Source organism: Kluyvera genomosp. 2 (genome assembly GCF_036759865.1).
Taxonomy (GTDB): domain Bacteria; phylum Pseudomonadota; class Gammaproteobacteria; order Enterobacterales; family Enterobacteriaceae; genus Kluyvera; species Kluyvera ascorbata_B.
Genome location: NZ_JAPKIA010000003.1, coordinates 95716 through 107750, shown reverse-complemented (window position 1 = coordinate 107750; position 12035 = coordinate 95716). Strand labels below are relative to the sequence as shown.

14 protein-coding genes are annotated in these 12035 nt (G+C 51.9%); 5 read left to right on the top strand and 9 right to left on the bottom strand.

Going from position 1 to position 12035, the window contains the following annotated elements; all coding sequences use genetic code 11:
* Nucleotide 1 precedes the first annotated feature (1 nt).
* Nucleotides 2-412, bottom strand: a complete 411-nt coding sequence (rnk, locus tag V6942_RS03930; RefSeq protein WP_106924713.1) for a nucleoside diphosphate kinase regulator — start codon at nt 410-412, stop codon at nt 2-4.
* Between the two features lie 234 nt (nt 413-646).
* On the opposite strand from rnk, the gene V6942_RS03925 reads away from it, so the two are divergent.
* Nucleotides 647-1477: an alpha/beta fold hydrolase gene (locus V6942_RS03925; protein ID WP_182929296.1), complete on the top strand. Its 831-nt coding sequence runs from the start codon at nt 647-649 to the stop codon at nt 1475-1477.
* A gap of 34 nt (nt 1478-1511) precedes the next feature.
* Here the strand turns inward: V6942_RS03925 and rna are convergent, their stop codons facing one another.
* Together rna and dcuC are read right to left on the bottom strand one after the other, a co-directional pair.
* Nucleotides 1512-2312, bottom strand: coding sequence for a ribonuclease I (gene rna, locus V6942_RS03920; RefSeq protein ID WP_182965917.1), 801 nt, complete (start codon nt 2310-2312; stop codon nt 1512-1514).
* Nucleotides 2313-2405: 93 nt separating this feature from the next.
* A complete protein-coding gene (gene dcuC / locus V6942_RS03915) occupies nt 2406-3776 on the bottom strand; it encodes an anaerobic C4-dicarboxylate transporter DcuC (RefSeq protein WP_106924711.1) in 1371 nt (456 codons plus the stop codon).
* A gap of 676 nt (nt 3777-4452) precedes the next feature.
* On the opposite strand from dcuC, the gene pagP reads away from it, so the two are divergent.
* Together pagP and cspE are read left to right on the top strand one after the other, a co-directional pair.
* Nucleotides 4453-5001 carry a lipid IV(A) palmitoyltransferase PagP gene (gene pagP, locus V6942_RS03910; protein WP_353654621.1) on the top strand — a complete coding sequence of 183 codons (549 nt, stop codon included), beginning with the start codon at nt 4453-4455 and terminating at the stop codon, nt 4999-5001.
* Between the two features lie 162 nt (nt 5002-5163).
* A complete protein-coding gene (gene cspE, locus V6942_RS03905) occupies nt 5164-5373 on the top strand; it encodes a transcription antiterminator/RNA stability regulator CspE (protein ID WP_000034825.1) in 210 nt (69 codons plus the stop codon).
* A 58-nt stretch (nt 5374-5431) separates the two neighbouring features.
* Here cspE and crcB read toward each other — a convergent pair whose 3' ends face one another.
* A complete protein-coding gene (crcB, locus tag V6942_RS03900) occupies nt 5432-5815 on the bottom strand; it encodes a fluoride efflux transporter CrcB (RefSeq protein WP_106924709.1) in 384 nt (127 codons plus the stop codon).
* Nucleotides 5816-5930: 115 nt separating this feature from the next.
* Between crcB and V6942_RS03895 the strand changes: the two genes are divergently transcribed.
* Nucleotides 5931-6719 (top strand): deaminated glutathione amidase, encoded by a 789-nt coding sequence (locus tag V6942_RS03895; RefSeq protein WP_182965915.1) that lies wholly within the window; start codon nt 5931-5933, stop codon nt 6717-6719.
* A gap of 126 nt (nt 6720-6845) precedes the next feature.
* Nucleotides 6846-7046, top strand: coding sequence for a twin-arginine translocase subunit TatE (gene tatE / locus V6942_RS03890; protein WP_106924707.1), 201 nt, complete (start codon nt 6846-6848; stop codon nt 7044-7046).
* Nucleotides 7047-7256: 210 nt separating this feature from the next.
* Here tatE and lipA read toward each other — a convergent pair whose 3' ends face one another.
* The 5 genes from lipA to dacA form a co-directional block, all read right to left on the bottom strand.
* Nucleotides 7257-8222, bottom strand: coding sequence for a lipoyl synthase (lipA, locus tag V6942_RS03885; RefSeq protein ID WP_182929293.1), 966 nt, complete (start codon nt 8220-8222; stop codon nt 7257-7259).
* Nucleotides 8223-8422: 200 nt separating this feature from the next.
* Nucleotides 8423-9379 (bottom strand): YbeF family transcriptional regulator, encoded by a 957-nt coding sequence (locus tag V6942_RS03880; protein WP_182928315.1) that lies wholly within the window; start codon nt 9377-9379, stop codon nt 8423-8425.
* A 306-nt stretch (nt 9380-9685) separates the two neighbouring features.
* Nucleotides 9686-10327 (bottom strand): lipoyl(octanoyl) transferase LipB, encoded by a 642-nt coding sequence (lipB, locus tag V6942_RS03875; protein ID WP_182934679.1) that lies wholly within the window; start codon nt 10325-10327, stop codon nt 9686-9688.
* Nucleotides 10328-10424: 97 nt separating this feature from the next.
* Nucleotides 10425-10688 carry a DUF493 family protein YbeD gene (gene ybeD, locus V6942_RS03870; protein WP_035894333.1) on the bottom strand — a complete coding sequence of 88 codons (264 nt, stop codon included), beginning with the start codon at nt 10686-10688 and terminating at the stop codon, nt 10425-10427.
* Between the two features lie 106 nt (nt 10689-10794).
* Nucleotides 10795-11994, bottom strand: coding sequence for a D-alanyl-D-alanine carboxypeptidase DacA (gene dacA, locus V6942_RS03865; RefSeq protein ID WP_106924703.1), 1200 nt, complete (start codon nt 11992-11994; stop codon nt 10795-10797).
* Nucleotides 11995-12035 lie beyond the last annotated feature (41 nt).

Genomic DNA, 12035 nt, shown 5'->3' with positions numbered 1-12035 from the left:
ATTAGCGGTGAAATTCGCCGGCGGCTTCCGGCTGATAAAGCAGTTCAAGCACTTCCAGATGTGTTGATGCACCGCCCGGTAACTCCCAGTGAATGGTGCTACCTGCACGCAGGCCGAGCAGGGCTGCGCCAACCGGAGCCATCACCGAAAGCTGGCTGCTGCTGTCGGTCATCTGCGCCGGGAAGACCAGCGTGCGTACGCGCTCTTCGCCGGTGGTGAGATCGCGGAATCTGACCTGGCTATTCATACTCACTACGTCGTGCGGCATGTCCTCTGGGGCACACATCTGGGCACGATCCAGCTCGTCGTTTAGCGCGCTCGCCACCGGGGAATTTGCGTAAGCAGATTGCTCAAGCAGGCGGTCGATACGCTCGGCATCGAACTCATTAATAATGATGGCAGGTCGGGTCATTATTTACTCCATGTCTATCGATTATCCAAAAGAAAACCCTCACCGCCAGCGGCAAGGGTTCATCTGCTCCCATCATACTGATCCTGGCGTCAGGTTTGAAGTGATGCAGCGCACATTCGCAGATGGCAATAATTTTCGTTGTGTGAAATTTATGCGAAATACATCGCAACCTATAAATCTGGATTATTCTTTTTAGGCTGCGCCTGGCAGCGTCCTCAAAGTACAGGAGATCGTATGAGCGGTTTCGATAAACTGACCCTGAAAGATGGTAGTTATCTCTGGTTTAAAGATTGGGGGAGCGGACAGCCAATCGTATTTAGCCACGGCTGGCCGTTGACGTCTGATGCGTTTGAGGATCAGATGCTGTACCTGGGGTCAAAAGGGTATCGTGTGATTGCCCACGATAGACGAGGCCACGGACGTTCTGCGCAGCCATGGGACGGGCATAATATGGATCAGTATGCCGATGATTTGGCCGAGTTAACGGCGCACCTTAACCTGAAAGATGCGGTGCATGTCGGGCACTCTACCGGCGGCGGCGAAGTCGCACGCTACATCGGTCGCCATGGAACCAGCCGGGTAGCGAAAGCGGTGCTGATTGGTGCCGTTACGCCGATTATGGTGAAAACCGATTTTAACCCGAACGGCGTGCCAGCGGAGGTCTTTGACGGCATTCGTAACGGGGTGGTGGAAGATCGCGGTGGGTTCTTTTATGAGCTGACGGCGGCATTTTATGGCTATAACCGCCCAGGAGCCAAAGAGTCGAAAGCGGTGCGTGAAGGGTTTGTTGAGCAGGGCCTTCAGGGCTCGATTAAAGCGCTCTACGATTGTATTAAAGCTTTTTCAGAAACCGATCTGCGTGAGGACCTGCGTAAGATGACTATCCCGACGCTGGTGATTCACGGTGATGACGATCAGATTGTGCCGTTTGAAACCTGCGGGAAGGTGGCAGCGCAGCTGCTGCCGGACGCTGAACTGAAGGTATATAAAGGCGGTTCGCACGGGATCTGCACCACCCATAAGCACCAGATCAATGACGATCTGCTGGCCTTTATTCAGAAGTAGGGGCGTTTAACCCCCGCAGGCGCGGGGGCGGAAATTAATAACCGTTTTTATCCACCACGAACTGTTTGCCGCAGTTGCCGGGATGCGGCTGTGGCAGCAGCGAGGCCGAGGTCAGCGGCTCGTTGATGCTGGCTGATTTGATAGCAATCTGCATTTCCGTCAAATAGGCCGGGTTGCCGTTACAGGTTAGCTTAACGGCTTTGACGTTCTCTTGACCGAAAGCGGTGGCCACCGCGGCATCGAAGCTGGCGCGGGTTACGGTTTTACCGTAGTTGGCGGCCAGGAACTGGCCGAGCGCGCTCTGCTTCACTTCGCCGTTCAGCCGAACCATAGTGCTGAAGTAGGCGTCCGGATCGAAGCCAAAACAAACGCCGTGCTTAGCAAATTCATAACGCTCGAGGCAGCTTTTTCCACCGCTGCCGGGCATCACCTGGTTAAGTTTATTGGCCACTTCCAGCGACAGGCCGGTTTCTTCAGCGGCGCATTTACGGCTGGCTTTCGCTTCCGGCATATTTGGAATGGGACGGGTGGCGCAGCCGAAGCGCATCCAGCGGTTGTTATCGACCCCGCGTGAGGCTATTGAGGCAGGCAGGCCCGGCCATAAACCGTGGACCGTTAAATAGTCAGCCTTATTATTGAGTTCTTTAGGCTGTTGGCATTCCAGTGGTTCTTTACGGTTGCGGTCATACTGACTCTGACAAAAGCCCGTTTGCCAGGAGAGCGCCAGTACGTAACGATCGAAGTCACCATATTGCGTCGGGACGAGCGGCTCGGCGTGAAGGCTTCCGGCGCAGAGTAACAGCGCACATCCTGACACAATATTCTTCCTTAGCATTTTCCTGGCTCCACGTTTTTAATCATTTAGTGACGTTATTACATAATAAAATAAGGCGCCTTCAGGCGCCTTATTTATTTGAGCTATCAATGATTATGCGGACGCGCCGGGAACCAGAATTTCGGTAGCGATAATCACCACAATCAAACCCACAATGACCGGTACTGAAGTCCGCTTCACCACTTCGAACGGTGAAATTTTTGCCATCCCGGCAACCGCGACAACGACGCCGGAAACCGGGGAGATGGTACGGCCCAGGTTGGAGGCCTGGAGCATCGGGATGGACAGGTAGGCCGGGTTAATACCGGAGGAGTGCGCCAGCTTTGGAATCATCTCCACGAAAGCATAGAACGGGGCGTTACCGGAACCGGTCGTCATTGCTGCCAGCATGGTCAGCACGACCAGCACCAGCATCAGGATGATGCTGGCGGAGCCGAACGAGGTGGCGATAGAGATCAGGCTATTAATAAAGCCGATGGTGCTCAGACCCTGGGCGAAGACGCCGGCTGCAACCAGCAGCATAACCACGCCGGCGAAGGCGTCCGCCATGCCGCGATAGGCCACTTCCAGACCCGCAAACACGTTCTGGGTGTTAAAGCCGCGGAAGAACTCCAGCACCGCGGCCAGCAGCATACAAATAACCAGAATCGCGATGATATGCAGCTCCGGGCCCCATTTACCGTCAAAAATCAATACGCCGATAATGGGCGTGAACGGTAAAATGGCATAGAAGGACGGCGCGGTAGTGGTAATTTCGCTGACATCCAGCATCTCGTGAGAGATATTTTCTTTTTTGTCCAGGTAGCGCTGCCAGAAGAAATGGGCAATAGCCATCGCGATAATCGCGGCGATAGAGATTGGCAGTGTGGTTTTAAAGGCAAAATCAATTAACGGCATTTCGGCGGCCTTGGCAGCCAGCACGACGTCACCGGACGTCGGAGAGAGAATAATGGCTGCCGGGGAGGCACAAATAGCCGCTGCGGCGCCGCGGCTAATGCCGACGTTAACCATGACCGGGAAGAGAGTCGCCATCAGCAGCACGCCCAGACCGGTAGCGGAGGAGACAGCCAGCGACATCAGGCACGCCACAAAATAGGCCGCAATCATCAGTAAATACGGTGAGTTAATATATTGCAGCGGTTTGGAAGCCAGCTTAACAACCATATCGTTAGCGCCAATGTGGGTCATATAAGCGGCAAAACCACAGAGCATCATAATCATCATGCCGAGATCGCCGCCGCGGCTCATCAGCAGAATTTTAATATATTCAATGATGTCAGTAGCAGAGTAACCCGTGCTGGTTTCACTACTCGGTAAAATCTTATGCCCCATCAATGCACTGGCAATCAGTAGCAGCAGACCGCCGACAAAGAGGACCCCTGTCGCGGAATATCCTTTGATGATGTAGCGGGCTACGCCCACGATAACCACAACACCAATCAGGAGTTCAAAGAACGTTAACATTATTAACACCTATCGCCCAGTTGTAAAATTGATGCAGTGCAGCATCAAAAAGTAAGGATGAAATGTGCCGAAAAAACCGGCGAACTTAGCTGATGAAAATCAAAAAAGAGACTAATTAAAGATGATGACTTTGCAAATTACACGATGTACTCACAAAGCGGAACATTGCCCTCACACTAAGTATAGTGGGCTGCGTGAATAATAAACAGAAAGGTGAATGAAATGTATTATTTCAGTTAGATAACATCGTGAATGGCCGGCGCTGCGGCGGTGTGGTATCGCTTATGCTGTGGGGGGAGTGTTTGCTTTATTTTATTGCGTCATATTTATTGATTAATATTATAAATGAAGTGGCTTAGAAATAAATAAGGTTAAACTTTGGTTTTAATATAATTTCAGGCGGTGGATGGTTATTTATTTTTATAATGAAATGATGTGAGTAAATAATGAAAATTTTGACTGCATATAATTGACGCTTTGAGTTGATATTTATGCACTTGAGCTGAGGGTCGGGTTGAACAATCATCTAAGAATATTCTAATTTGTAACCAGGCGGTATGAAAAAAACTATGGATTGATGTCGTTGAGACTCAATTGAGTTTAGTCTTGTTAGACTATTCTTAATGGATACTTTACTGGCAAGTCTATCGTGTTAAATCTCAATAAAAATTTTGCACTGTCGCTCGTGTTCGCGGGGCTGTCGGCTACAGCACTTCCTGCGGCGGCGTCGTTTAGCGAAACCATAAAAGAGGGTTACAACACCCTTAGCAGCAACATTGCTCAGACGTGGAATGAGCCGCAGCATTACGATCTGTATGTGCCAGCAATTACCTGGCACGCGCGTTTTGCCTACGATAAAGAAAAAACCGACGCGTACAATGAACGTCCCTGGGGAGCGGGGTTTGGCGTGTCCCGCTGGGATGAAAAAGGCAACTGGAACGGCATTTATCTTATGGCTTTTAAGGACTCCTTTAATAAATGGGAGCCTATCGGAGGCTACGGCTGGGAAAAAACCTGGCGACCGCTGGCTGATGATAACTTCCATGTTGGCCTCGGATACACCATCGGGGTGACCGCACGCGATAACTGGAAATACATCCCGATTCCGGTGGCGCTCCCTCTGGCCTCCATCGGCTACGGCCCCGCAACATTCCAGATGACCTACATCCCGGGTACCTATAACAACGGTAATGTGTACTTTGCCTGGATGCGTTTCCAGTTCTGAAAACCGCTTCTGGAACCAATGCTGAGATAAAGTCAACCTGCAAATAAAAGTTAGCGACATTTATCACTTTTTAACGAAGTTGGGCTGGACAAAACCGACGACAATTGTTGTACTGTTAACTGACACAGATTAGTGTCGTTTTTTCATATAAAGGTAATTTTGATGTCTAAGATTAAAGGTAACGTTAAGTGGTTTAATGAGTCCAAAGGATTCGGTTTCATTACTCCGGAAGATGGCAGCAAAGACGTATTCGTACACTTCTCTGCAATCCAGACCAACGGTTTCAAAACTCTGGCTGAAGGTCAGCGCGTAGAGTTCGAAATCACTAACGGTGCCAAAGGCCCTTCTGCTGCTAACGTCATCGCTCTGTAAGCGACAAATAGCAGTCAGAATTCAAAACCCGCTTAACTGCGGGTTTTTTTTATTCTTTTTATCCCTGACTGGTGGCGCTGAACAGCCAGAACGCCAGCGCCGTCATGGCAAATGAGCCGAAAAGGTTAACCGCCACGTTTAACAGCGCCCAGCTGAATTTCCCCGCCTGCAACAGAAAGACCACTTCTGCCGAAAACGTCGAGAAGGTCGTCAGGCCGCCGCAAAAACCGGTGGTGAGCAGCACTTTCCACACCGGATCAATGTGCGGGAGCCGATTAAACCAGGCAAGACCGGCGCCGATAATGAACGCCCCCAGCAGGTTGGCCGTAAGCGTACCCAGCGGAAGCGCATGGTGCATAGGGTTAAAGCGAAAGCTAAGCAGCCAGCGGGCTACGCTGCCGGTACCGCCGCCGATAAAAACGGCTAACAAAAGTTGCATCATGCGAATTTCCTGCCATCTTCGAGTGTGGCCAGAGTTTACCCTTGAAGGGACGATCTGGCTATATACTGATCGATATTCATCATCTTGATATATTAGCAAAACTTAAGGAGTTACGATGCGAGTAGCGGCGGGACAGTTTGTCGTGACACCGGAGTGGCAGGTTAACGCGCAAACCTGCGTGACGCTGATGCAGTCGGCGGCAGCGCTGGGCGCTGAGCTGCTGGTGTTGCCAGAAGCGCTGCTGGCGCGTAGCGATAGCGATCCGGATATGTCGGTGAAATCGGCGCAGCCGCTGAACGGTGGCTTTATGCAGCTCCTCAAGGCGCAGAGCCGTCTTGACGATTTGACGACGATACTCACCATTCACACTCCCTCTTCGGCGGAACGGGCCAGAAATACGCTGGTCGCGCTACGCGGTGGGGAGGTGATTGCTCACTACCATAAGCTGCATCTCTATGACGCTTTTGCTATCCAGGAGTCGAAGCGGGTCGATGCCGGGGGAGCGCTGCCGCCGTTAATTGAGGTGTCGGGGTTTAAGGTCGGCCTGATGACCTGCTATGACCTGCGCTTTCCGGACATGGCGCTAGCGCTGGCGTTACAGGGGGCTGAGATTCTGGCGCTGCCTGCCGCCTGGGTACGCGGGCCGCTGAAGGAACATCATTGGTCGACGCTGCTGGCTGCGCGAGCGCTGGACACGACCTGTTACCTCGTCGCCAGCGGCGAGTGCGGCACGAGAAACATTGGTCAGAGCCGAATCGTGGATCCGCTTGGCGTGACCCTGGCAGGAGCTTCAACGGCACCGCAGCTGATTGTGTCTGAGGTGAGTCGCGACGATCTTTCACGCATTCGTCAGCAGCTTCCGGTGCTGAAAAACAGGCGTTTTGCGCTACCGCAATTAACATGACGTTTTTTTAAACAATGCTTGATTCACCTTGTTACAGATTGCTATTGTGTGCACGCGCTAAATGACCGTTAATAAACTATGGTGATGTGGCGCATTTTGCAGCCTGTTTTTGAGAAGAAGGTATCTATGGGTGAGATTAGTATTACCAAACTGCTGGTAGTGGCAGCACTGATTATTCTGGTGTTTGGTACCAAGAAATTACGGACTCTGGGTGGAGATCTGGGTTCAGCGATCAAAGGCTTTAAAAAAGCCATGAATGACGATGAAACCGCCGCGCAGAAGAGCGCAGACGAGACTCCGGCAGAAAAGCTCTCTCATAAAGAGTAAGCAGGGCAGCGTTTCAGATGATATGCGGGTGAATGCGTGTCATCCGTGGGTGTAACAACCCGCAGAAAAGGCTTCAGCATGACGATGCTGAAGCCTTTTTTGATACTATTTGATTTCCAAATGCATTTCATTGAAACAATTTATTTCTTCAATGAGCAATAAAAAAGCCGCTGTCGACAGAGAGCGGCTTTTTCGTATTGGCAACTATCCCTACTTCACTTCAATGCCTTTGGCCTGAAGATCGGCATGGTAAGACGAACGGACAAACGGGCCGCAGGCGGCGTGGGTGAAGCCCATCGCCAGCGCTTCGGCTTTCATCTCTTCAAACTCATCCGGGCTAACGTAGCGCTGTACCGGCAGGTGATGACGGCTCGGCTGCAGGTACTGGCCCAGCGTCAGCATGGTCACTCCGTGGCGGCGCAGATCGCGCATAACGTCGATAATTTCGGCGTTGGTTTCACCCAGGCCAACCATAAGGCCGGATTTCGTTGGGATTTCCGGGTGCGCTTCTTTGAAGCGCTCAAGCAGCTTCAGCGACCAGTTATAGTCGGCGCCCGGGCGAACCTGGCGATACAGACGCGGCACGTTTTCCAGGTTGTGGTTAAACACGTCCGGCGGGGTTTCCGTCAGAATCGCTAAGGCGCGATCCATACGGCCGCGGAAGTCCGGTACCAGCGTTTCAATGCGGATGCTCGGGCTTTTCTCGCGAATTGCAGCAATACAGTCGGCGAAGTGCTGGGCGCCGCCGTCGCGCAGATCGTCACGATCGACGGAGGTGATAACTACATAGCGCAGCGCCATGTCAGCGATAGTTTGCGCCAGCTTTTGCGGTTCGTTGGCATCCGGGGTCACCGGGCGACCGTGGGCCACGTCGCAGAACGGGCAGCGACGGGTGCAGATTGCGCCAAGGATCATAAAGGTCGCGGTGCCGTGGTTGAAGCATTCTGCCAGGTTCGGGCAGGAGGCTTCTTCACACACGGAGTGCAGACCATTTTTACGCATGGCCGCTTTGATGCCCTGGATACGGGAAGAGTCCGCCGGAAGTTTAATTTTCATCCACTCCGGTTTTCGCAGCAGCGCTTCGCGCTCTGTTGCCACGTTTTTTACCGGGATAAGGGCCATCTTATCGGCATCGCGGTACTTTACACCGCGTTCCATCACAATGGGTTTACTCATAGCGTACGTGTTCCAGTTCCGAGTATCGAGGGAAAGCGTTTCAATTCAAGGGAATGTTGTATTTATCAACTATTTTTGAATTAATGGCAGGCAGTATACCATTGAAACGGGGTATAAAGCAGCCTGCCAGGCCGGCAAATTGTAAAATAGTTGTTGAATAATGCTTTTTTGCCGGCAGAGGATAGCGGGTGGCGGGTGAACTAGAATGCCTGATGGATGACGTTGATAATGTTTTGCATTACCGGGTCCCGCAGGCTGAGTTTATTGTAATGCAATGAAAAATCGACCCGTTCCTGCTGTAATGGCGCGAAATCCAGCGTGCACAGCGGCCAACACTGCTTAAAGATATGGTAGAAGCGCAGCGGCATGATGCCTATCAGGTTGCTCGAGGCGATCAGTGACGCAATGGTAAACAGGTTGTAACTGCTCACGCTGACCTGACGGTCGGGGAGCATGTCGCGAATGCGTTTGTAGAGGTCGTTCTGCCCGGCGCCGTCCATTGTCAGCAGCGTATGCTCGTATTGCATCAACGTTTCGGCCGACGGCTCTTCGTTAAGCGCAGGATGGTCGTTACGACAAACGAGCACCAGATTATCGCTGAAGAGGGCATGGCGGCCCAGCGTTCGCGGATTGTTATGCTCATGGTTGTCGATCACTAAATCGGTCTGGAACTGGCTAAGCTGGGCGTTGGCGTCGGTTACCGCCACGTTGCGTAGCAGCACCTGTGGGTAGGTCTGCTTCACCGCCTGATAGATAACCGGCATGACAATGGCCCCCACAGACGCCGCCGTCCCGATGGTGATCACCCGCTGTTTGTCATAGCTGCCGTCCAGGTCCAGTGCGCCGAGAATCGATTCCAGCCCCTGGCTAATGTACTCGTGCAGATGCGAGGCATAGGCAGTTGGCGTGACGCCCTGTCCTTTACGAATGAACAGCGGGTCAGGGAACAGCAGGCGGAGTTTCTGGATGGATTGGCTAATGGCGGACGGCGTAAGGTTCAGGACTTTTGCCGCATTGACGATGCCTTTATGAACATAAACCGCTTCAAATATCGTCAACAGGTTCAGGTCTATATTGCGCAGGGTGCGAAAGATTTGTGGTGTGTCATTATCGACATTAAGGTTTATTTTATTTTCTGGCTTATTGTTATAATCCACACTGCTTACTCCATATTCATTCACACCATGAATGATAGTTGATAGTTACATTATTATTATTATTCCTGAGTCCATGTTACTGCAAGGTAAAAAATAGCAATTTTTCGTTATCCCTCAATGCATTAATGAATCTAATGCATTCATTAAATGTATATCAACACTCTCAGTTTTGCACAGAAATGAGATCTGCTTTGCACTTTTTTGCTAAATGTGCAGCAGGAAGATACGAAAAACGAGATATTGTTCAGCGGGCGAGTGACGAAGCGTTAATGGCCCAAAAAATATTGGGCCGAAATATATAATATATTAAGCAGAGATATATTCATGCGGCGGATTGTTTAGCCGCGCTAAAAATTTGTCCACAAGAATTGGGGATATATTTTCCGGTTTGGCTTCGCTCACCCACTGTGAGACCTGCGCCATCTCCATGCCCGCATAGCCGCAGGGGTTAATGCGCAGGAAAGGGGAAAGGTCCATCGCCACATTCAGCGCCAGCCCGTGGAAAGAGCAGCCCTTACGGATACGCAGCCCCAGCGAGCAAATCTTTTTCTCGCCAACGTAAACGCCCGGCGCGTCGGCGCGCGGATGGGCTTCAATCCCGAGTTCTGCCAGCGTATCGACCACGGCTTGCTCCAGCAGGGTCACCAGTTCACGTACGCCGAGCTTGCGGCGCTTCAGGTTTAACAGCACGTACATAACCTGCTGACCCGGGCCATGATAGGTTACCTGGCCGCCGCGATCGCTCTGAATGACCGGAATATCGCCCGGTACCAGCACATGTTCTGCTTTCCCCGCCTGACCCTGCGTAAAAACCGGCTGATGCTCAACCAGCCAGATCTCATCAAGCGTGGATTCATCACGGTTATCGGTAAAGTCGTGCATCGCCTGGGAAATAGGTTCGTAAGGCTGTAGGCCCAGTTGACGGATGAGGAGGGTATTGAAGTCCAAAACAGCGTCTCCGCAGAGGGGAAATAATGGACGCAGAGTATATCACAGGCAGGTGGAGAGAAGCGTTACCCGGGCGTGCCGGGTAACGGTGATGCGATTACAGCACCATACGGACAATTTCAATATTGCCCAACTCTTCGTACAGCGTCTCGACCTGCTCAATGTGGGTTGCATTGATGGTAATGGACACCGAGTGGTAGTTGCCTTTGCTGCTCGGTTTTATCTGCGGAGAGTAATCACCTGGCGCATGGCGCTGTACCACTTCAACCACCAGGTCAACCAGCTCAGGTTTCGCCAGACCCATTACTTTGTAAGTAAACGGAGTAGGGAATTCAAGCAGTTCGTTCAGTTTGGTTTTCATGTCAGCTCCAGTGTTAAAAAAGAATAACTCCCGCATGGTTAGCGGGAGTTATTTTAGCTATGCATAGTATATGGGGATGGAAATCACACTTTCAAGTGGGTGATTTTTAACCAAACCAGTGATGGAACATTAATTTAATGTAATCAATGATTTTGCCGAAGAAGTTACCTTCCGGTATTTCTTGCAGCACCACCAGAGGGCGCTGGTCGATGGTTTTACCGTCCAGCTGGAAGTTAATGGTGCCGACCACTTGGTTTTTCTGCAGCGGTGCGTGCAGCTCGCTGTTGTTCAGCACGTAGCTGGCTTTCAGGTCCTTCATGCGGCCGCGCGGGATGGTCAGGTAAACGTCTTTATCGACGCCCAGGGACGCACGATCGGTATCACCAAACCAGGCGGGTTCAGAGGCGAACTCTTTACCGGCTTTGATTGGGTTAACGGTTTCAAAGAAGCGGAAGCCCCAGGTCAGCAGCTTTTTGCTCTCGGTTTCACGCCCTTTGTAGGTGCGGCCGCCCATGACGGCAGAAACAAGGCGCATCTGGCCTTCGGTCGCGGAGGCCACCAGGTTGTAACCGGCTTTGTCGGTGTGGCCGGTTTTAATGCCGTCAACGTTCAGGCTATTGTCCCACAGCAGGCCGTTACGGTTTAGCTGACGAATGCCGTTAAAGGTGAACTCTTTTTCTTTGTAGATGGTGTATTCGTTCGGCACGTCGCGAATCAGCGCCTGGCCAATCATCGCCATATCACGTGCGGAACTGTACTGGCCGTCTGCATCCAGGCCGTGAACGGTCTGGAAGTGGGTGTTTTTCAGCCCCAGCGCGTTGACGTAGCTGTTCATCAGGCCCACGAAGGCATCCTGGCTGCCAGCGACGTAGTCGGCCATGGCAACACAGGCATCGTTACCCGATTGCAGGTTAATCCCGCGAATCAGCTGTGATACCGGTACCTGCATACCCGGCTTAAGGAACATCAGGGAAGAGCCTTTGAACACCGGGTTGCCGGTGGCCCAGGCATCGTTACCGATGGTGACCAAATCGGATTCTTTAAACTTGCCCGCTTTCATTGCCTGACCGATGACGTAGCTGGTCATCATTTTTGTCAGGCTGGCCGGATCGCGGCGGGCGTCAGCGTTTTGCTCAGCCAGCACCTTGCCGGAGTTGTAATCAATAAGAATGTAGGACTCGGCGTCAATCTGCGGAACGCCTGGAATCATGGTTTTGATGTTCAGGTCATCGGCGTGGGCGACGGAGCTCAGTGCTGCGACGGAGAGCGCCGGAATGAGTAAGCAAGCGAGAAAAGAGGTCTTCATGGTCAAAACAACGACATCCGTGATGGAGTTAAAAAGTGCCT